The organism is Sutcliffiella rhizosphaerae (assembly GCF_917563925.1).
Classification (GTDB): domain Bacteria; phylum Bacillota; class Bacilli; order Bacillales; family Bacillaceae_I; genus Sutcliffiella_A; species Sutcliffiella_A rhizosphaerae.
The window spans coordinates 78,433-98,565 of sequence record NZ_CAKJTJ010000006.1; the positions used below are offsets into that span (position 1 = coordinate 78,433).

Annotated in this window: 17 protein-coding genes and 1 other RNA gene; 17 read left to right on the forward strand and 1 reads right to left on the reverse strand. The window is 38.4% G+C overall.

The window, feature by feature from the left end; genetic code table 11:
- Positions 1-129: 129 nt before the first annotated feature.
- The 10 genes from rnr to LRP81_RS07730 all read left to right on the forward strand — a co-directional run bounded on the left by rnr (position 130) and on the right by LRP81_RS07730 (position 8,967).
- Positions 130-2,490, forward strand: a complete 2,361-nt coding sequence (gene rnr, locus LRP81_RS07690; protein WP_230500686.1) for a ribonuclease R — start codon at positions 130-132, stop codon at positions 2,488-2,490.
- 116 nt (positions 2,491-2,606) lie between these two features.
- On the forward strand, positions 2,607-3,074 hold the full coding sequence (gene smpB / locus LRP81_RS07695) for an SsrA-binding protein SmpB (RefSeq protein WP_230500687.1): 468 nt from the start codon (positions 2,607-2,609) through the stop codon (positions 3,072-3,074).
- Positions 3,075-3,257: 183 nt separating this feature from the next.
- Positions 3,258-3,623, forward strand: a transfer-messenger RNA (tmRNA) gene (gene ssrA, locus LRP81_RS07700).
- A 155-nt stretch (positions 3,624-3,778) separates the two neighbouring features.
- The gene (locus LRP81_RS23200) at positions 3,779-4,159 is read left to right on the forward strand and encodes an ATP-binding cassette domain-containing protein (RefSeq protein WP_253073867.1); all 381 of its coding nucleotides are present in this window, start codon (positions 3,779-3,781) and stop codon (positions 4,157-4,159) included.
- Positions 4,117-4,794, forward strand: a complete 678-nt coding sequence (locus LRP81_RS07705) for an ATP-binding cassette domain-containing protein (protein ID WP_253073869.1) — start codon at positions 4,117-4,119, stop codon at positions 4,792-4,794. Before LRP81_RS23200 ends, LRP81_RS07705 begins: the two co-directional genes overlap by 43 nt.
- A 21-nt stretch (positions 4,795-4,815) precedes the next feature.
- A complete protein-coding gene (locus LRP81_RS07710) occupies positions 4,816-5,538 on the forward strand; it encodes a hypothetical protein (RefSeq protein WP_230500688.1) in 723 nt (240 codons plus the stop codon).
- Between the two features lie 319 nt (positions 5,539-5,857).
- A complete protein-coding gene (locus LRP81_RS07715; protein WP_230500689.1) occupies positions 5,858-6,646 on the forward strand; it encodes a transporter substrate-binding domain-containing protein in 789 nt (262 codons plus the stop codon).
- A gap of 138 nt (positions 6,647-6,784) precedes the next feature.
- A complete protein-coding gene (locus LRP81_RS07720; RefSeq protein WP_230500690.1) occupies positions 6,785-7,429 on the forward strand; it encodes an amino acid ABC transporter permease in 645 nt (214 codons plus the stop codon).
- The gene (locus LRP81_RS07725; RefSeq protein WP_317987045.1) at positions 7,426-8,154 is read left to right on the forward strand and encodes an amino acid ABC transporter ATP-binding protein; all 729 of its coding nucleotides are present in this window, start codon (positions 7,426-7,428) and stop codon (positions 8,152-8,154) included. The genes LRP81_RS07720 and LRP81_RS07725 overlap by 4 nt, the downstream gene beginning before the upstream one ends.
- An 81-nt stretch (positions 8,155-8,235) precedes the next feature.
- Entirely contained in the window at positions 8,236-8,967 is a 732-nt protein-coding gene (locus LRP81_RS07730; protein WP_230500691.1) for a glucose 1-dehydrogenase, read from the forward strand.
- Between the two features lie 616 nt (positions 8,968-9,583).
- Here LRP81_RS07730 and LRP81_RS07735 read toward each other — a convergent pair.
- Complete coding sequence (locus LRP81_RS07735; protein WP_230500692.1) at positions 9,584-9,994, reverse strand: VOC family protein; 411 nt, start codon at positions 9,992-9,994, stop codon at positions 9,584-9,586.
- Positions 9,995-10,180: 186 nt separating this feature from the next.
- Between LRP81_RS07735 and LRP81_RS07740 the strand changes: the two genes are divergently transcribed.
- The 7 genes from LRP81_RS07740 (at position 10,181) to LRP81_RS07770 (ending at position 20,132) form a co-directional block, all read left to right on the forward strand.
- Positions 10,181-10,936, forward strand: a complete 756-nt coding sequence (locus LRP81_RS07740; RefSeq protein ID WP_230500693.1) for an alpha/beta hydrolase — start codon at positions 10,181-10,183, stop codon at positions 10,934-10,936.
- Between the two features lie 16 nt (positions 10,937-10,952).
- Positions 10,953-13,136: an ABC transporter ATP-binding protein gene (locus LRP81_RS07745; RefSeq protein ID WP_230500694.1), complete on the forward strand. Its 2,184-nt coding sequence runs from the start codon at positions 10,953-10,955 to the stop codon at positions 13,134-13,136.
- Complete coding sequence (locus LRP81_RS07750; RefSeq protein ID WP_230500695.1) at positions 13,136-13,630, forward strand: DUF1854 domain-containing protein; 495 nt, start codon at positions 13,136-13,138, stop codon at positions 13,628-13,630. Before LRP81_RS07745 ends, LRP81_RS07750 begins: the two co-directional genes overlap by 1 nt.
- Before the next feature lie 350 nt (positions 13,631-13,980).
- Positions 13,981-15,354, forward strand: coding sequence for an ABC transporter substrate-binding protein (locus tag LRP81_RS07755; RefSeq protein WP_230500696.1), 1,374 nt, complete (start codon positions 13,981-13,983; stop codon positions 15,352-15,354).
- A 33-nt stretch (positions 15,355-15,387) separates the two neighbouring features.
- Complete coding sequence (locus tag LRP81_RS07760; RefSeq protein WP_230500697.1) at positions 15,388-18,327, forward strand: extracellular solute-binding protein; 2,940 nt, start codon at positions 15,388-15,390, stop codon at positions 18,325-18,327.
- Complete coding sequence (locus tag LRP81_RS07765) at positions 18,317-19,210, forward strand: carbohydrate ABC transporter permease (RefSeq protein ID WP_230500698.1); 894 nt, start codon at positions 18,317-18,319, stop codon at positions 19,208-19,210. Before LRP81_RS07760 ends, LRP81_RS07765 begins: the two co-directional genes overlap by 11 nt.
- A gap of 43 nt (positions 19,211-19,253) precedes the next feature.
- Positions 19,254-20,132: a carbohydrate ABC transporter permease gene (locus LRP81_RS07770; RefSeq protein ID WP_230500699.1), complete on the forward strand. Its 879-nt coding sequence runs from the start codon at positions 19,254-19,256 to the stop codon at positions 20,130-20,132.
- Position 20,133: the final 1 nt, after the last annotated feature.

Sequence of the window (20,133 nt, forward strand, 5' to 3'; positions counted from 1 at the left end):
AGCATATGACCTCGAGGGGCTAGGCGCTGGAGCTGGACAATGAGAAAAGCGGAAAGTGCCAGTTCAGTTAGAACAGCAAAAAACGGTATGACCGAAAAATTAACCTACTTAAAGAGGAGGGATAGTAAAATGGAAGAACACATTCAACAACATGTAGATAAGTTATTGTCCTATATGAAGGAAGAGGCGTATAAGCCATTGACGACGCAGGAGTTGGAGCAAGCATTTGGAATTGAAGGCTCTGAGGAGTTTAAGGAATTTGTTAAAGCGCTTGTTTATATGGAGGATCAAGGTCTTATTGTGAGAACCCGCAGTAATCGCTATGGTGTGCCAGAGCGCATGAACCTGGTGAAGGGAAAAGTAATAGGGCATTCTAAGGGTTTTGCATTTGTAATGCCTGAGGATAAAGAGATGGATGATGTATTCATTCCGCCGAATGAATTGAATAATGCGATGCATGGTGATATTGTGCTTGTTCGGGTGAGCAAGAAGGCAGCTGGCGATTCGCGTCAGGAAGGTACTGTCATTCGCATTGTTGAGCGGGCTGTAAAAGAAATCGTAGGTACATACACTGAAAGTAAGAGCTTTGGTTTTGTTATACCGGATGATAAAAAGATTGCGAACGATATTTTTATTCCAAAAGAAGCCAGCAATGGAGCAGTGGATGGCCATAAAGTAGTTGTGAAGCTCGTTACGTATCCAGAAGGTCGTCTAAGTGCAGAAGGGGAAGTTCTTCAAATCCTAGGACATAAAAATGACCCAGGTGTAGATATTCTCTCGGTTATTCATAAGCATGGATTACCGCAAGAGTTCCCAAAAGAGGTGCTGGATCAAGCAAATAGTGTGCCAGATGAAATAGAGGAGAATGAGATTGGCAACCGTCGTGACTTACGTGATCAGGTTATTGTCACGATTGATGGAGCAGACGCAAAAGACTTGGATGACGCGGTTACTGTTACACAGCTTGATAATGGAAACTATAAGCTCGGCGTTCATATTGCGGATGTTACTCATTATGTAACAGAAGGTTCTCCGATTGATATCGAGGCAATGGATCGTGGTACAAGTGTTTACTTAGTGGACCGGGTAATTCCGATGATTCCACATCGACTATCTAATGGGATTTGCTCTTTAAATCCAAAAGTAAACCGTTTAACGATGTCATGTGAAATGGAATTGAATGCTTCTGGTGAGGTCGTTAAGCATGAGATTTTTGATAGTGTTATTAAAACAACAGAACGTATGACCTATTCAGATGTAAATAAAATTCTAGTGGATAAAGAGGAAGAAGTAATCTCTCGTTACGAAGCATTAGTGCCGATGTTTCAAATGATGGAAAAGTTAGCTGCCATTCTTAGAGAAAAGCGAATGAAGCGCGGTGCCATTGACTTTGATTTTAAGGAATCAAAAGTAATTGTAGACGAAGAAGGCACTCCAAAAGACGTGGTTTTAAGGGAACGTTCTGTAGCTGAAAAATTAATTGAAGAATTTATGCTAGTTGCCAATGAAACCGTGGCAGAGCACTTCCATTGGATGAATGTACCGTTTATTTATCGTATCCATGAGGATCCTAAAGAAGAAAAGCTGCAGCGATTCTTTGAATTTATCACTAACTTCGGATATGTGGTAAAAGGGAAAGGAAACGAAATTCATCCACGTGCCTTGCAAGAGGTCATTGAAGCAGTTCAAGGGAAGCCCGAAGAAATGGTGGTTTCCACCGTTATGCTTCGCTCCATGAAACAAGCAAAATACGATGAAGAAAGCATTGGACACTTTGGATTATCGACTGATTACTATACCCATTTCACTTCACCTATCCGTCGTTATCCAGATTTGATTGTTCATCGTCTTATTCGCACATATCTTTTAGACAAGAAATTAGATGCGAAGACCCAAGAAAAATGGGGAGACAAGTTGCCTGAAATTGCAGAGCATTCTTCTAACATGGAGCGTCGTGCTGTTGATGCTGAGCGTGAAACAGATGAATTGAAAAAGTCCGAGTACATGCTGGATAAAATCGGCGAAGAGTACGATGGTATCATAAGCTCCGTTACGAACTTCGGGATGTTTGTGGAACTTCCTAACACAATTGAGGGACTTGTCCATGTAAGCTATCTGACAGATGACTATTATAGATACGATGAGCGTCACTATGCCATGATTGGTGAGCGAACTGGGAAGGTATATCGCATTGGAGACGAAATTACAGTCCGAGTAATCAATGTGAATAAGGATGAGCGTTCCATTGATTTTGAAGTAGTAGGAATGAAGGGAACACGACGTCCTGATAGGCAGGCAGCTCCACGAGTCATTCAAAGTGATCGCAAAAAACCGGCAAAAGGACGCAGTCAAAAGAAAAAAGCGGAAAGCGACATTGATGATTACACCTTTGAGATTGGATGGTCCACGCAAAATCCAAACAAGAAGAAAAAGAAGAAAGCATTTTTTGAAAATGCACCAAAACAGAAACGTAAAAAGAAAAAACGTTAATAAATGATTCAGAAGAGGAGCCTTAATATGGAGGAGGCTCTTCTTTCTTGTAGGAACGATAAGGTTTTGGTAAAATATTCACTACCGCTAAAGATAAAGAAAGGGGGAAAATAACGATGCCAAAAGGAGAAGGTAAGGTAGTCAGTACGAATAAGAAGGCCAACCATGATTATTTTATCGAGCAAACATATGAAACGGGTATGGTGTTACAAGGAACTGAGATAAAATCCATACGTGGTGGCCGCGTGAATTTAAAGGATTCCTTTGCACGTGTCCAAAACGGGGAAGTATTTTTACATAACTTACACATTAGTCCGTATGAACAAGGAAACCGTTATAATCATGATCCACTTCGTACCCGTAAGCTATTACTTCACCGTAAACAGATCAATCAATTGATTGGACTAACAAAAGAAGAAGGATATGCACTTGTTCCGTTGAAAATCTATTTGAAGAACGGTTATGCAAAACTTTTATTAGGGCTCGGAAAAGGGAAAAAGAAATACGATAAGCGTGAAGACCTTAAAAAGAAAGAAGCAAAACGCGATATAGAACGAGCATTCCGAGAACGTCAAAAGGGTTAATATAGCTCTATTTACAGTAACTTACAATTGGAAAGTCAGTTAGGAATATGCTATAATGAATTTGTCGCTGATAGACAGAGTGACAACCTGATAACTGAATAGCCAACTTTTCGGCTTGATTATCTTCCCGTTAACACCTCGGTACTTTGTTGATTTAAACTTCAACAGAGACATTTTTATCGAGGGGACGTTACGGATTCGACAGGGATAGTTCGAGCTTAGGTTGCGAGTCGGGGGGATCGGCCTCGTCATCAACGTCAACGCCAATAATAACTGGCAAAGAAAACAACAACTTCGCTTTAGCTGCTTAATAACAGTCTAATGCGGTTCCTCCCTCCATCGCCCATGTGGTAGGATCAGGGACTCACTCTTAGTGGGCTACGCCGGAGATCGCCGTCTGAGGTCCAAGGAAGAGAACAATCAGGCTAGCTGCAAGGATGCCAGTCGATAGGCAGAACTGACAGCGAAACACTAATATATCGACTACACTCGTAGATGCTTAAGTGGCGATGTTTCTGGACGTGGGTTCGACTCCCACCGTCTCCATACTTTTAATAAAAAACGATAAAGTAAAAATTCTCCGAAATGGAGAATTTTTGCTTTATTTTTTTAGCCTTTTCGGTTACATGAATTCATAAAAATATTGACAGAAAATACAAAATTCGAGAAAATAAAACAAATATAGATTTTGGTTTTTTTTGGTAATGAGTTTCGAGTCTTTGTTTGAAAAGTTAGATACAGGTTTCTATCTCAATAAAACCTGTTTATTTTGGGAGAGTTATAAAATAATTCAATTGAATAATGCTTCTGTTTCCTATGCTGGCTCATCCACTGTTCAAGCTTTATCAGACGCATCATTGAAAGTATCAACAGGGGAATGGGTAACCATTTTAGGCCCGTCCGGTTCTGGGAAAACAACCCTATTAAATGTAATCAGTGGAAACATACCATTAACATCTGGGGAAATTTTTGTTGATGGTCATAATTTTCAAACCTTTCTGATGAACAGCGTCAATCCTTTCGTAGAGACACTTGTGGATTCATTTATCAGCATTACCGGTTATTTGATCAATATTCTGTATTAGAAAACGTCATGATTCCAAATTGGCCATATAAAAGTAAAAAGGAATTAGAAAGGCAGTCCTTAACTTTATTAGAGAGATTAAATATGAAACATCGAGTAAACCATTTACCTCATGAATTATCTGGAGGAGAGAAGCAGCGTACGGTAATTGCTAGAGCACTATTAAATGAACCAAAAATATTGCTGTGTGACGAGCCCACGGGCAATTTAGATGCTGACAATAGAGAGATTATCTTAAATCTACTCAAAACCTTCCATTCAGAAGGGATGACGAAGGGTGACAAGCCGATTGATGCTATCCGTGTAAAAGTTGCTGGATTGAGTACATATAATGAAGAAGCAAATCTCCTAATTAAACATATAGCCTCAGAAATAGAGAATATGGGACTTCATGTTTCCACCATCGCTGGAGCTTCGCCACAGAAACTAAACATAGTAGTGGAGAATATTGGGGAAGTGGAGGAGTCGTGGACAACCTTAGGCGCTGCCGGAACCATAATTAGTGAATGGAATGTTACAAATGCTGTCCTAGCAATATCGTTTTTATTTTTCGCCATTACGTATTTAGCAAATCGAATGAGTTTTTGGCAAACCGTTCAATTTGATGATTTTAAGCTTTATCAGCAGTTAGGTTGAAAAAAAAAGGAAATAGTACGTTTGTCCATAGCAGAAATGATCAGTCTGATTCTATTATCTACCATTGCAGGGATGATAGGTTTATTGATCATTCAATGGAAATATGCCTTTTCAATCAATGTAGCTTTGTATTTTTTACTAGCAATCGTTTTTTCGATTATCTTTTTATCAATAATAATTTTCGTTAAAATAAATCAATTAGAAAAAGAAGCGGTTCTTAGCTCAAAGATGAGTACTGGATTAAGAAAGAGTAAATTTTTAGTATTGAAAGGTTTTTCATTTTATCTTCATGTTGTGCGTTCCCCATTTATCCAAATAAGTATGGTAACGGCACTCTCTTCTTTTGTTTATCTATCGCTAATGGCTACAACGGAACGAACAAACTTAACATTACTAGGTGAATTTATTAACATCCAAATTAGCGAATGGCAATACATGTTGGTTATAGGTTCTTACTTCCTGGCGGGTGTTACTTTAATAGAGAGTATCATTTCCTTGTTAACTCTAAGAAATAAAGAAATAAAAACATTTTTAGACATTGGTTGGAAAGTGAAGCATATATATAAGTTGTATTTCTTTGAAACAATGATTTGGATTGGTTTAGCCATTTTAGTAGGATCATTAATAAGTGCAGGGTTATTTGCTGTTGTATTCACAATGGGTGAAATTAGCTTATTCGGAATTTTTCTTTCGTCCATATTATTTTATCTCTCTTTAATAGTTGTATCTTCACCATTTGGTTGATAATACGAAAAAATAAAACAATAAACCCAAATTCTAACGCTCAAAAAAGTGCTTAAATAGATTCTTTCTAAGCCTCTTTTTCATAATAGAGACATATGAGTTTTTACCCGATTGAATAGATAAAATAAAAAGTTTTATCATTTATAGCTTTCTCGATTTATACACATACTAATTTTATTCTTAAAAAAATGTTTATCTTTTGAAAAAATAGGATAAAAGTATTTAGGTAATGTGTATGAGGTCTGCCTCGGCAGAAATTTTAGAAATATGTTATATTGGAGTTTGTGTTATATAATAAATTCACTTGGGAGGAAACTGTATGAAGAAATTTAGCATCATAACATTATTTTCTATTCTTACTCTCATTATTGCCGCATGTGGTACTAGCAATGATGGTACTACTGGCAATGGCAGTGGTGATGGTGATGGGGAAGCAACAACATATCGAGTCGGAATTGACACTACATATCCACCTTTTGAATTTGAAAAAGATGGAGAATACACTGGAATTGATATTGATTTAATTACTGCTATTGCAGAAGACCAAGGATTTGAAATTGACTTTAACCCTATGGATTTCGGTGGAATTATTCCCGCAATGCAAGCTGGACAATTGGATTTGGCGATTGCTGGTATGAGTATTACCGAGGAAAGAAAAAATGTGGTGGATTTTTCTAATCCATACTTTGAAGCCGGATTAACACTAGTTGTAAAAAATGATACAACAGATATTGAAGCAATTGAAGATTTAGAAGGTAAAAAAGTTGCAGTTAAAACTGGTACGACTGGTGCAACGTTTGCTCAAAACAGTGCAGATGAATACGGATTTGAAATAGTTCAATTTAATGACAGTCCTGCCATGTTCCAGGAAGTAGCAAACGGAAACGCAGACGCTCTTATTGAGGATTATCCAGTTATCGCTTATGCTATTGCTCAAAATGATCTTGGCCTTCAAACAGTTGGAGATAGGCTGAATGGTGATCAGTATGGAATAGCAGTTTTAAAAGGACAAAATGCGGATCTGCTTGAAAAAATAAATACAGGGCTAGAAAACCTTCGTGAAAGTGGAAAATACGACGAAATATTAAATAAATACCTTGGTGAATAATTACATGAATACAGAGTATAGCGTGCTTTGCGCGCTATATTTTTATTGAAGTGATTCCCACGCTTGTTGCTTTCGTCACTTTTTAGCATGTACTCACCAATCTTTACATAAAAAGAGTTATTGAAAGGAGATGTACAGATGGATGTTGTTAAAGCTGCCTTTCCATATTTAATGGATGGCTTACAAGTAACAATTTATATCTTTTTCATTGCAATAATAATTGGATTCATCATTGGGTTAGTCGTTGCTTTAATGCGTTTAGCTCCACTGAAAATACTTAATTGGATTGCGAAAATTTTCGTAGATGCCATTCGTGGAACCCCCTTTATCGTTCAGTTATTCTTTATCTACTTTGGTTTAAATACTTTATCATTCATTTCCATGAATAATACAACCGCAGGAATCGTGACTGTGGCAATCAATGCTGGTGCATATTTCTCAGAAATAATTCGTGCGGGCATACAATCTATTGATAAAGGTCAATCAGAAGCAGCGCGCTCACTTGGACTTAACAGTGTTCAAACGATGAGGCATATCATCCTGCCTCAAGCATTTCGTAGAATGTTACCTACTATCACAAACCAATCCATTATCAGTTTAAAAGACACGTCATTATTGTCTATTATCGGTATTGCCGACTTAACGCAAAGAGGACAAATACAAGCCACTGCAACTTATCAGGCTTTTACTATTTGGCTAACAGTAGGAATCATTTATTTCATTATCATTTACCTATTGTCCATGCTAGCAAGCTTTGTCGAAAGGAGATTTGAACTTCGATGAGTATCATTCAAGTAAAGAATTTGCAGAAATCCTTTGGTAATCTGGAAGTTTTAAAAGATATTAATGCAGAAATTAAAGAGAAGGAAGTAGTTTGTGTAATCGGTCCGTCTGGATCTGGAAAAAGTACGTTTCTGCGTTGCTTAAACCGATTAGAAGATATTACTGGTGGTCAGGTGGTAGTCAACGGGAAGGATATTACCGACAAAAAGCTGGATATCAATAAAATAAGACAAGAAGTCGGGATGGTGTTTCAACAGTTTAATCTTTTTCCACATAAAACGGTTTTAGAGAATATTACGTTAGCACCAATAAAAATTCAAGGAATTAGTAAAGCTGAAGCAAAAGAAAGGGCATTTGCTCTTCTTGATAAAGTAGGTCTTAGGGAAAAAGCAGCCAGCTATCCTGGCGAACTCTCAGGTGGGCAAAAACAACGTGTTGCCATTGCTCGCGCATTAGCGATGAATCCTAAAATCATGCTTTTTGATGAGCCTACTTCCGCACTAGACCCAGAGGTAGTTGGAGATGTACTTGCAGTTATGAAACAGCTGGCAGAAGAAGGAATGACAATGGTCGTTGTCACTCATGAAATGGGCTTTGCCCGTGAAGTAGGAGATCGCGTCATCTTCATGGATGGTGGCTACATAGTCGAGGAAAATATCCCGTCCGAACTTTTTGGAAATACACAGCACGAAAGAACAAAAGCATTCTTAGGGAAAGTTTTGTAAAAAGCGAAGGGCGATTCCCTTCGTTTTTTGCATTTGACAAACACTACTGCTCAAACAAAGACTATTAAGGGAGGACAGCGAATGGATTTTCATAATAAAACAGTCATTGTCACCGGTGCAGCAAATGGAATTGGTAAAGGCATTTCAAAAGCTTATGTAGAAAATGGCGCAAATGTCATTCTTGCAGATCTGGATTATAAAGCTGGCCAAAAGCTTGAACAAGAACTTGGTAACCAATCCTTATTCGTCCAAACAGATGTCCGTAAAGAAGAGGACATCAAACGGCTTATGTCTATCACGATGGAACATTTTAAACAAATAGACATTCTCATTAATAACGCTGGTGTCTCAACATTCACACCCATACATGATTTAACACTGAATGCTTGGGATGACATTATTAACACGAATTTACGCAGTGTTTTTCTAGGTTCAAAAGAAGCTTCGAAACACATGAAAAACGGCGGAGCAATCATAAATATCGCCTCTACTCGAGCTGCAATGTCAGAGCACCATTCAGAAGCATATGCAGCTACAAAAGGTGGTATAGTCGCACTCACACACGCATTGGCTGCTTCCTTAAGTGACTCCAATATTACCGTAAATGCTATTTCCCCGGGTTGGATTCAAACAGAGAACTATGAAGAGCTTCGTGAAAAAGATCATACCCAACACCTATCCAATAGAGTCGGAAAGCCCTCTGATATAGCAAAAGCCTGCTTGTATTTAACAGACAAGGAAAACAACTTCATCAATGGTGAAAACATCACTATTGATGGTGGGATGACGAAAAAAATGATTTACGAATCATAGGTGAAGTTAGTCAAAACGTTTTAGCTTAGGTGTGGAGAGGGTAAGAAGAAAAACCTATCGGATGCGTAGAATAAAGGTGTTGATAGAACTGATGAAAACAAAAACTTCCCGAGAAGAGGGGAAAATGTCATCATAGAGCTGATGAAGACAAAAACTCCTCTAGAAGAGGGGGAAAAAGTCATCATAAAGCTGATGAAGACAAAATTCCCCGAGAAGAGTGAACGAAATATCATCATCATAAAGTTGCTGCCAAAGTCAAATACCCTCCTTTGCACAAATTGGTGCAACATATGCAACCTTTCAAACATAACTTTGCAGGATGCTTGATTACCTTTTTATATTAGGCTCTTTTCTTAATGATTGTTGCTAGTAACCCGTAAGAAGTCACGTTTCTGGACTTTTTACTTAGATGTTACGTAAAAAATTCCCCTGATACTTTACCTAAATTGTTGGAAAAGAGCACGACGTTAACGATTATTCCAAGTAAATAAAAAAATTCGTAAAGCAACAAAGTTTGCGGAAACTGCCTTTTATAAACGGTACTTTTCCTAAAAAATCAATCAGGCCATAAAAAAATGCTTCAAGAGCTATCACAACTCTCGAAGCGTTTTTCATTCTATTGCTTTTTCGTATAATTAAGATCCCATTTCACACCAAAGGGATCTTCTACACTACCGTATCTAGCACCCCAGAAAGTGTCTTGAAGCTCCATTAGTACTTTGCCCTTTTCAGTAAGGCGCGCATATAAAGTGTTAATTTGTTCTTCGCTTTCTATTTCAATAGAGAGTGAGACGTTGTTACCCACTTGTATATCTTGTCCAGGAAAGCTGTCGGATGCCATTAAAAGTAGGTTGCCTTTTTGGAAACGGGCATGCATTACTCTGTTTTCTGCTTCCGGAGGTGTTGGAAAATCTGCTTCTCCAAAAGTTTGAAATAGGGTAATTTCACCTTCAAAAACTTCTTTGTAGTAATCCAAAGCTTGTTTTGCATTTCCATTAAAAGATAAGTAAGGTACCGCTTGATTCAAGTTCAACACTCCTTTTGTTTGAATGTGTACTACCTCTTGATTATATAGAAAGTAAATTGCAAAGTAAAGAACATACGTTCGACAAACTAGAAGTTTTTAACAAAAGTATTGAAAGCGGATTCAACTGCTCGTATAATGGAAAAAGTCGAAACGTTTCAATAATTATTAATTAGGGATGTGAGAATCTTGGCTAGAATTACGTGTGATTTTTTTTCAGAGGCTTTGCAGTGTTCAACTTCAATGACCGTTTTTTTACCTCAGCCGAATTCACAGATTGGGGTCGCTTCTAAAATAAAACAACAGAAACAGCCAACGCTTTATTTGCTTCATGGACTTTCCGATGACCATACCATTTGGTCAAGATTTACTTCCATTGAAAGGTACGCCTCAGCACTTGGGTGGGCGGTTGTTATGCCTGCTGCGGGGAGAAGTTTTTACACTGATATGGAGCACGGCTATGATTTTTATACTTATGTAAGTGAAGAACTACCAACCCTTGCGCAAAGCTTCTTCCCACTTTCAGATAAAAAAGAGGAAAACTTTATAGCTGGCCTTTCAATGGGTGGATACGGAGCATTCAAGGTAGCGTTACGAAATCCTGAGAAATTTGCAGCTGCAGCTAGTATGTCAGGCTCTCTTGATATCAATGAAAGGCTTCCTGCTTTTCCTAGAGATTTTAACTATATATTTGGTAATCGACCAATTCTAGGTAGCGATGATGATCTGTACCATCTAGTCTCCAATATTAAGGGACCTGGACCAAAATTGTATCAATGCTGTGGAACGGAAGATCATAACTATGAGGCGAATATCCGCTTTCGTGATCATTGTCTAAATGCAGGACTGGACCTTACATATGAGGAAGGACCAGGCGGACATGATTGGGGTTATTGGGATAAGCATATTCAACCTGTGCTGAAATTCTTTGAAAAGCAGCTTTAGAACGAGGGGGGACTATATGTCGTTAATTGAAAAAAGTCATTTACAAGTACAAATAGAAGGAAATCTGCTTTTTCTTGCAAAATCGGATATGGATGAAGCGGGGAAGTTTGAAGAGAGATGGCTGGCTATTTCAGATAGAGAGATTCAGCTATTAGATCGACAAGGAAACAAATTAAAAAAGTTTGAAGTGGCTGCTATTATTTCCTCTCAAATGGAGCAATATATCGGTGCTGGTTCATTAATTGTGGAACAATCTCAAGGGAAGGAAGTGGTGCTTCGCTTTTCTTCATCATTTATGCAAAAATTCTCGATTGCTGATAGAGTAATCAACTCTCTTGCAAAAAAGGAAGAGATACCTAAACTTTCAAAGGAAGATCAGCCGAAGCAATGTCCCAATTGTCAACGCCCTTTTGATGATGGAACAGCAGTTTGCTCGGTGTGTGTGGATAGGAAGAAAGTCATTGGCCGCGTACTGGATTTTACGAAACCATACCGTGGAAAGGTGATATTATCCATACTTTTTTTAATTATAGCTACTCTTTTGGAGCTAGCTCCTCCTTATATTACAAAGATAATTGTAGATGATGTGCTAGAGCCAAAAGATATGGGAAGCGCTCTGCTTATCCTTGTGCTATTACTTGGAGTTACTGGATTAGTGTTGGCGCTTATGCAATTTTTAAATGGGGTGTTAGGAGTTTGGATTGGGAGTAAGATTATGGGGGATATTAGAAAAGAAATTTATGAATCTCTCATGCGACTTTCAGTCAGCTATTTTGATAGAAGGCAAACCTCCCAATTTATAGGGCGTGTAAACAGTGATGCTGAATCGATTAGGAGATTTTTAACAGAGGGTGTCCTATATATTATTAGCCAGCTAATGTTATTAATTGCCCTTATTCTTATGATGTTCAGCTTGAATTGGAAGCTTGCGCTGTTTGCGTTACTGCCTTCACCAATTGTACTTCTATTTTCCATTTTTATCTGGCCACGTGTCCAGCATTTGTGGTACAAGCAATGGCAATCCATTAATAAACTGAATATGATTGTAGGGGATGCCCTTCAAGGAATTCGTGTAGTAAAAGCATTCGGACAAGAAGGCCAAGAGAAGAATCGTTATATTCAGGGAAATCATGCGCTCGTTAGCCAAACGATAAAAACGGATGGAATGTGGCAAGGTGTGTTTCCGCTTTTTTCTTTTATTACAGGGACTGGAATGCTATTAGTTTGGTATTTTGGAGGCTTATCTGTTATTAGTGACGATATTTCGCTTGGAACGTTGTTAGCTTTTGTTGCCTACTTAGGAATGTTCTTTGGACCATTGCAATGGTTTAATCAGATGTTAAGCTGGGTTTCAGAAGGAGTTTCTTCAGGAAACAGAATCTTTGAAATTATCGATGCACCAGCTGAAGTGCCTGATAAAAAGAATGCTAAAGTCCTAGAGAGAATTGAGGGACTAGTCCAAATAGAGAATGTTACATTTGGATACGAAAAGCATAATCCAGTTATTAAAAATATTGAACTTGATGTAAAGGCAGGAGAAATGATTGGTCTTGTGGGACATTCTGGTGCTGGAAAATCTACACTAATCAATTTAATTACTCGTTTTTATGATCCGAATGAAGGTAGAATAATGCTCGATGGTGTAGATCTTAAAGATTTAAAACAGGAACAGCTTCATCAAAACATCGGTGTCGTTCTGCAAGAAACATTCTTATTTGATGGAACAATTGCTGAAAATATTGCTTATTCCAAGCAGGATGCAACACCAGAAGAAATTATGCGGGCTGCAAAAATTGCCAATGCTCATGAATTTGTAGTAAAGATGGCAGATGGATACGATACGAAGGTAGGCGAGCGGGGACATCGCTTATCTGGAGGACAAAAGCAAAGGGTGGCAATAGCGAGAGCAATTTTGCATGATCCGAGAATTCTCATTTTAGATGAAGCAACTGCCTCTGTTGATACAGAAACGGAAAGAAAAATTCAGGAAGCTATATCAAGGCTAGTAAAGGGAAGAACGACCTTTGCGATTGCACATCGACTCTCTACTCTCCGTAATGCTGATAGGTTAGTTGTTATAGATAAAGGAAAGATAGCTGAAGTAGGAACACATGATGAATTACTTGAGAAGGAAGGAATCTATTATAAATTGGTAGAGGCTCAAAAAGAGCTGTCACAAATAAAAGGAGTAGAAGCATGATGAGTGAAACCTTTGATATCACTTACCTTCCACCAGCAGATATTCAGTTCTTTTACAGTGATGGAGGAATGCTGCAATTGAGAACGAATGGGGAAGTAATAAAAAGCCTTACCCTTCATCGTACTTTCCCATTTGCAAAGCCTTACGAATATATCTCTATTTGGGATGGCGATACAGAAATAGGAGTAATAAAGAACATCGGAGAGTTGGATGAACAAAGTCAAACTGCTCTAAAGCAAGAGCTCCACTATCGTTATGTTATTCCAACAGTTACAAAGGTTCTTTCTATAAAAGAAGAACCAGGATTGTGGACATTTAAACTGGAAACAGATCGAGGCAACTTAAAACTGATGATGAGAAATATACACGAGCATCTTTCTGTTTTGCCATCCAATCGTATTATTATCACAGATATGGATGGCAAAAGATGTGAAATCAGAAGCATGAAATCACTGGATCTTAATAGCAGAAAAGAGCTTGCAAAGGTTATATAATATCTCTTGAAAAATCTCATAAGCATTAAAAAGAAAATACCCATTTATGTTAGGTAATCGAATCGATTCTATAATCAGAATCGATTCTTTTTGTTGAAATCTAGCAATGCAGGAAACGGATTCCAACCTTACGTGTATTGATTTCACTCGAATATCACTTACTAGATAAATAATTTTATAAAATTTGATTGTAATCGTTTACAAGAGAGAGTATAATGACATTAGTGAAACGTATCAATTGCGGATATGGCAAGTGAAAAAAGGATGGTTAATCTGCCCTTTTATTTTTATGGACAAATTGAAACGTTTCGACAAGAAGTAAAAATAATAATTTAAGGGGTGTTTGGTTGATGAAATTGGTAAAGCCTTGGATCGCCATTCTAGCTTCATTTATGCTTATTGTTGGATGCAGCAATAATTCGAATGATGCGTCTAATGACAGTGAGAATAATACAGGAGATCAAGTAACCGTTACTTTTGCAAGTTGGGCTCTTGGAACAGAAGAGGACCAAAATCTTGAGCGTTTAATGATTGCTGAGTTTGAAGAGAAATATCCGAATATTAAAGTTGAGATTGATGAGTCCATTTCGACAGACGATTGGAACAACTCATTATCTTCTGCAGCAAGTGCGAATGCAATGCCAGATGTATTTATGGTTTCTCAAGTTCCAACAGGACTTGCGAATGACTGGTTATTAGATATAACAGAAATGTCAGAAGCAGATGAGGATTTTGCAAAAATTCCTCAAGTAGTAAGAGATTCAGCTACTTATAACGATGCAGTGTATGCAATTCCTAGTGCACAGCATTTCCTTGGTTACTTTGTCAATAAAGATTTGTACAATCAAGCTAACTTAGATGTACCTGAATACGGTTTCTCTATCGATGAGTTCACAGAAGCTGTACGTTCACTAACAAATGTAAATAGTGGGGTAGTAGGATTAAACCATCCGTTTTCTATCGTAGATTGGTATCCTTCTGCTGTTAACGAAACAATTGGTTGGTTCACATTCAGTGATGAAGAGTACCACTTAGACAGCAATGAATTTATTTCTGGTATTAACTTAACAAATAATATTGCAACAAATGGTTATGCATATGACAACTTGACTGATGACCAAAAAGCAAACTTCAATGGTGAGCATGCTGGTGAAGTATTTGCTAGTGGTGGCATTGGACTAAACTGGGATGGTACATGGGCAGTAGAAAACTATGCTGCAAATCTTGATTTTGATTGGGATTTTGTTGGTACTCCTGGTGGAAGAACAGTTATCGTTAATGATTTTATGGGAATCTCTAAATCGACACAACACCCAGAGGAAGCTTTCCTTTTCGCAAAATGGATGAGCTTCGGTAAAGAAGGATACTTAAAACGTTTAGATGTAGCAGTTGAAACAGATAAGGCAGTAAACAATCTTCCTGTTACCCAGGACCAAGAAGTGCTTGATGCATTTTTTGAAATTCAAGATGTACCAGGATTGCGTACAGCTTATGACAATCTAGAGAACGGTATTGTTGAACCAGTTAAAACAGTTCCAGGTTTCGTACAGTCTAGATGGGAAGCACCAACTGGAATTGCAATTGGTGATGAGCCAAATGCAAATGTTTCAGCATTAATTGACGCAAGTATTAGAGGCGAAATTAAGATTGAAGATTATGTGTCTCAAATTAACGAATTAGCAAATCAGAAGTACCAAGAAGGAAAAGAAGCGATTGGTCAATAAGAAGTTAGTACTGTGAAGGGAATGAGATAAGATATGAAACGTAAGATGATGTTCTGGCCATTAATACTGCTTTTGTTAGTACCGGGCCAAATCGCTTTTGCTAATGAAGAGAATAAGCCTGAGCAGGTGGCCGAACAAGTCATTGAACCTAGCTATCTATCAATCCTTGAGCAGTGGAATGAAGTGGGACAAGGCAGCGCGCAAAATTTTGAGCGCGTTGTCCCTCCCACTGCTTTTTTATCCATGGATGAAAACAAGTTGCAATCAGAAAATGAAAGCAAGGAGTATGGAAGTCAGGTTTATGCTTGGGATAATCAAGATTCAATTGACATAGAAGTAGAAGTCGAAGTAGAGGGCTTATATGAGCTGGGCTTTGACTATTTTCCTTTAGGAGAAGGGATCGTTCCAATCGAAGGCTCTATTCAAGTGAACGGGGAGTACCCTTACTTTGAAAGCCGTCGAGTTATTTTCCCTAAGGATTGGAAAAGTGCCATCAATGAATTTGAACAGGATCGTTTTGGTGATGAAATTATCCCAGCACAAGTTCCTATGGAACAATGGCATTTTGTAAAAGCAGAGGATTCAAGTTACTTACAAGCTAGACCTTTAATGTTTCATTTAAATGAAGGGAAAAACACGATTACCCTTTCGAATATTCGTGGTGAAATGCTGCTAGGAAATATATACGTAAATAGTGTGGGAACGATTCCTACATATGAAGAGTATTTAAAGCAACAAGAAGGTAGTATGACCCAAACAGGGATTGTAACGGTGGAAGCTGAGCATCCAACAAAGAAGAACAGTTCTTTCATTCGACCTGTTAATAGACAGGATGCATCTGTTGTGCCTTACAAACGCGATCAACGCCTACTGAATGCAATTGGTGGTGAGTCGTGGGAAACTAGCGGGCAGTCTGCATCTTGGGAAATAGAAGTAGAAGAAGATGGTTATTACCACATAACCTTAAAAGTATTACAGGAAAAACAATCAGGCTTTCCGGTTTTCCGAACAGTCATGATTAACGGAGAAGTACCGTTTGAAGAAGTTGAGAATTACTCGTTCCAGCAGAAAAAAAGCTGGATCAATGAAACGTTGAGTAATGAAGATGGGGAGTCTTACTCCTTTTATCTCACAAAAGGGAAAAACACCCTGACGTTGAAGGCGGATGCATCGCCTGTCAACCGAACCTTGTTTGAAATGGATGCTGTCATGAAGGGCATAGAGGAGCTTTCATTATCCATTAAACGATTAACAGGTAATAACCAAGATCGCTCACGTGGGTGGAGAATTACGGAGTACCTTCCTGAAATTGAAGGACAATTATCAGGGTGGGCAGATAAACTTGAAACGGAAAGTGAATATTTACTTGAGTTGAGTAAAGGAAAAGAGTCGGTGGAAGTGGTTTCCTTGCAGATTGCAGTGGAAAGATTGCGTGCGCTTGCGGCAAAACCAGATGAAATTCCATCTCGCTTAACACAGCTTTCAGAAGGTTCAAGCTCCGTTGCACAGCTACTTGGGAATGCAACATTGGATTTGAAAAAACAGCCATTATTTATGGATCGAATATATATTCATGGTGACGAAGAACTACCAAACCCAGAGCTAGGTTTTTTTGCAAAGTCAAAAGAATCGGTGATGAAGTTTTTTCACTCCTTCCAGTCTAACACTCTCGCAACAGAAAAAGTGGATGATGATGTGGTTGACGTATGGGTAAACAGACCTCGGCAGTATGTGGAATTAATGCAAAACATGGTGGATCAGCAATTCACCCCTCAAACAGGGATAAAAGTAAGGTTTTCCATCATGCCTTCTGAGCAAAAATTAATCCTTGCAAATGCTGCGAACAGTCAGCCGGACTTAGCACTCGGAATCAGTAGCTGGCTTCCTTATGAGCTTGCGATTCGTGGAGCTGCGTATGACCTAAGACAGTTTGATGATTTTAATGAAACACTTGCTCACTTTTCACCTGGAGCATTTTTACCGATGATTATTGATGATGAAGTGTACGGTTTACCTGAGACACAGGATTTCTTTGTACAGTTTTATCGTAAAGATATTTTAAATGCTTTAAACTTACCAGTTCCGGATACTTGGGATGATGTAGTGGATATACTTCCTGAGCTTCAGCGTTTTGGATTGAATTACTATACTCCGATTGCGGGAGCAGTAGCATTTAAACCATTCCAGGCAACCTCTCCATTTATTTATCAACAACGAGGAGACCTCTACAGAGAAGATGGAATGGGGACAACCATTGATAGTGACGAAACGGTTCGCGGCATTCAGCTAATGACCGACTTAAATACGATTTATAGCACACCTTTGCAAGTACCAAACTTTTATAATCACTTCCGTTATTCTACGCTACCAATTGGGGTATCTAACTTCCAGACATACGTAGAGCTAACAGCAGCTGCACCTGAAATTTCTGGTTGGTGGGATATTTCCCTTCATCCTGGTATTGAGCAAGAGGATGGGACAATAGATCGATGGGCAACAGGCTCTGGTCAATCTGGCATGATTTTTGATGGAAGTGTTAAGAAAGACGAAGGATGGGAAGTGTTGAAGTGGTGGATGTCCACAGAAACACAAATCGACTTTGCTACAACACTGCAAATTAGGTATGGTCCATCCTATATGTGGAATACAGCCAATTTGGATGCTTTTAAGCAGCTTCCTTGGCCTGAAGAGCATAAGGAAATTGTGTTAGAGCAATGGGAGTATTTAAAAGAAGTACCAAAAACCCCATATACTTATATGGTAGAACGTGAAATTAGTAATATTTGGAATAAGGTTGTATTTGACGGTGACAATACTCGTTCTGCCGTGGATGATGCGGTAGTGACGATTGATCGTGAAATGAGACGAAAAATGGAAGAGTTCGGATATATGGAAAATGGAAGAGTAGTTAAAACCTATCCAATTCCAACGATTGAACAAGTAGAAAGCTGGGTGGAAGAAAATGAGGAGTAGCCTTCAAAAGCATGCAAGTACATCAATCTTTCTTGCACCATATTTAATCTTTTTCTTTACCTTTATTATAATTCCGGTAGTTGTGGCGATTCTATTATCTTTTACGTACTTCAATGCCATTGAAATGCCATCATTTATCGGACTAGCTAACTACGTAAGTGTTTTGACTCAGGATGAGGTATTTATGCAACGAGTCCTACCGAATACGTTAATGTTTGCAGTTATTGTCGGACCGGGAGGATATGTTTTATCCTTCATACTGGCATGGATGCTAGCACAAATCTCTAGGTTGCCAAGAACTATTCTGGCATTGATTATTTACTCTCCATCCATGACTGCAGGTATTGCAATGGCTGTAGTTTGGACCATCATTTTTAGTGGGGACCAAACTGGATACTTAAATAGTATTCTTATCACCATCGGGATTATCTTTGAGCCGATACAATGGCTGCAATCCCCAGATCATCTGATGACTATCATGATTGTGGTTACGTTATGGGGAAGCATGGGAGTTGGATTCCTTGCCATGTTATCTGGTGTTTTAAACATCAATAAAGAAATTTATGAAGCTGGTTATATTGACGGGATAAAAAATAGGTTCCAAGAAATAATCTATATCACTATTCCATCTATGAAGCCTCAAATGTTGTTCGGTGCAGTTATGGCGGTTGTAGGTACTTTCCAAGCAGGTGCTATTGGTGTAGCTTTGTCTGGTGCCAACCCGACGCCACAGTACGCCGGTCAATTAATGGTTAACCACTTAGAGGATTATGGATTTATCCGCTATGAGATGGGCTATGCAGCAGCAATTTCCGTCCTGTTATTACTATTTGTATATATTTTCTCAAAGATTGCCTGGCGCTTATTTGGCGAGAAGGATTGACGGGCAGAATTTATTAATCTTCAAGATGTAGGGAGTGAACGATGTGTCGGCATTTCATGGAACGAAAATTAATCCAGATCGATTTCACAAAAGCCAATTGAAGTTCTATGCATTCTTAATACCGCTCGCCATCTTTATGGCTATGCCTATCGTCTTCGTCTTTTCTCATGCCTTTAAGCCAATTGATGAGCTATTTGCTTATCCACCACGCTTCTTTGTGCAAAAGCCGACGATACAGAACTTTATTGATTTAATGAACAATACGAGTACATCGGGTGTACCGATGTCCCGTTATTTATTTAACAGTATCACTATTACTCTGATTGTTGTTTTTGTAACCGTCTTAATAAGCACAATGGCAGGGTATGCGCTATCGAAAAAACGATTCAGATTAAAGAAAACGATTTTTGAAATCAATACGTTAGCGTTAATGTTCGTTTCAGCAGCAGTTGTTATTCCAAGGTACTTATTAATAGAAAAAGTAGGATTGTTGGACACATTTCTGGTTCATATTTTCCCCTTGATAGCAATGCCAATCGGGCTCTTCCTAGTTAAACAATTTATTGATCAAATACCAAATGAATTGATAGAAGCAGCTCAAATGGATGGAGCGACAGACTTTCAGATTTTCAGAAAAATAATTATTCCACTTGTCAAACCGGCGATTGCAACGATTGCTATTTTATCGTTCCAGCTAGTGTGGAATAACACCGAAACCTCAACATTGTTTGTGGATAATGAGAATTTAAAGACATTTGCTTTTTATATGACAACCTTAACGACTACCTCTACAGGAAATACGGTAGCTGGTCAAGGGATGGCAGCAGCTGCTTCCCTAATTATGTTTATTCCAAATCTTATTATCTTTATTATTTTACAGAGTCAAGTGATGAATACAATGGCACATTCAGGTATTAAGTAGA

Excerpts from the sequence above, each read along its gene's own strand:
- rnr (WP_230500686.1), top strand. The coding sequence starts at position 130 with ATGGAAGAACACATTCAACAACATGTAGATAAGTTATTGTCCTATATG.
- smpB (WP_230500687.1), top strand. The coding sequence starts at position 2,607 with ATGCCAAAAGGAGAAGGTAAGGTAGTCAGTACGAATAAGAAGGCCAAC.
- LRP81_RS23200 (WP_253073867.1), top strand. The coding sequence starts at position 3,779 with ATGAGTTTCGAGTCTTTGTTTGAAAAGTTAGATACAGGTTTCTATCTC.
- LRP81_RS07715 (WP_230500689.1), top strand. The coding sequence starts at position 5,858 with ATGAAGAAATTTAGCATCATAACATTATTTTCTATTCTTACTCTCATT.
- LRP81_RS07720 (WP_230500690.1), top strand. The coding sequence starts at position 6,785 with ATGGATGTTGTTAAAGCTGCCTTTCCATATTTAATGGATGGCTTACAA.
- LRP81_RS07725 (WP_317987045.1), top strand. The coding sequence starts at position 7,426 with ATGAGTATCATTCAAGTAAAGAATTTGCAGAAATCCTTTGGTAATCTG.
- LRP81_RS07730 (WP_230500691.1), top strand. The coding sequence starts at position 8,236 with ATGGATTTTCATAATAAAACAGTCATTGTCACCGGTGCAGCAAATGGA.
- LRP81_RS07745 (WP_230500694.1), top strand. The coding sequence starts at position 10,953 with ATGTCGTTAATTGAAAAAAGTCATTTACAAGTACAAATAGAAGGAAAT.
- LRP81_RS07750 (WP_230500695.1), top strand. The coding sequence starts at position 13,136 with ATGAGTGAAACCTTTGATATCACTTACCTTCCACCAGCAGATATTCAG.
- LRP81_RS07755 (WP_230500696.1), top strand. The coding sequence starts at position 13,981 with ATGAAATTGGTAAAGCCTTGGATCGCCATTCTAGCTTCATTTATGCTT.
- LRP81_RS07760 (WP_230500697.1), top strand. The coding sequence starts at position 15,388 with ATGAAACGTAAGATGATGTTCTGGCCATTAATACTGCTTTTGTTAGTA.
- LRP81_RS07765 (WP_230500698.1), top strand. The coding sequence starts at position 18,317 with ATGAGGAGTAGCCTTCAAAAGCATGCAAGTACATCAATCTTTCTTGCA.